Genomic DNA, 610 nt, shown 5'->3' with positions numbered 1-610 from the left:
CTTTAATATTATATGACACCTTAGCATTAAATCCAACAATCTTAACATAACTAATTCCCTTAGGCAATCTAAATTCAGAAGTTCTTACATCTTATATCCTCAATTATTTCTTTTATAATCTCTCTTATAGCTAAATTTCGTGTGCCTGGGATAAATATACCATGTTTTTGCAGCGGAATTATGTATTTAATACAGTCTAGGTTAAATATAACTTTTGAAATATTTGAAGTAATTTCTCCACCTATACCTCCACCTATTAGAATTCCTATCGGTCCTACTATAGCATCTATCTTGTTTTTAGTGAGAAAATCCACTATTCTTATCTCTCCAGTAAAGCCTTCATCAGCACCGTTTTTTTAACATATTTAAGGTTGCGATTTCGTTTGTCCCTAAAGCAAAAATATACACATTATTTTTGAAGGCTCTTTTGCATTCCTTTATGAAGGTTTTCCCAAGACCTGCTCCTTGGCCATCAATGACAGCTATTTTCAAGCTTTTTCCTCCTCATCATTTAATTTTCTTCTCTTATATTAATTTGTTATGTTCAATATGTTTTAGAAACTTAAGTTTCTAAGTGATTATACTACATATAATAAAAGTCAGCAATCTT

General features: G+C 30.5%; 2 protein-coding genes. Both read right to left on the bottom strand.

Features of this window, described 5'->3' with window-relative positions; genetic code table 11:
• Positions 1 to 74: 74 nt before the first annotated feature.
• Entirely contained in the window at positions 75 to 314 is a 240-nt protein-coding gene (locus CAAU_RS15475) for a DUF3842 family protein (protein ID WP_008910008.1), read from the bottom strand.
• A gap of 28 nt (positions 315 to 342) precedes the next feature.
• Positions 343 to 492, bottom strand: coding sequence for a DUF3842 family protein (locus tag CAAU_RS15470; protein WP_008910007.1), 150 nt, complete (start codon positions 490 to 492; stop codon positions 343 to 345).
• Positions 493 to 610 lie beyond the last annotated feature (118 nt).

The organism is Caloramator australicus RC3 (assembly GCF_000297115.1).
Lineage (GTDB): Bacteria > Bacillota > Clostridia > Clostridiales > Caloramatoraceae > Caloramator > Caloramator australicus.
This window is presented reverse-complemented; position numbering and strand designations above follow the sequence as displayed.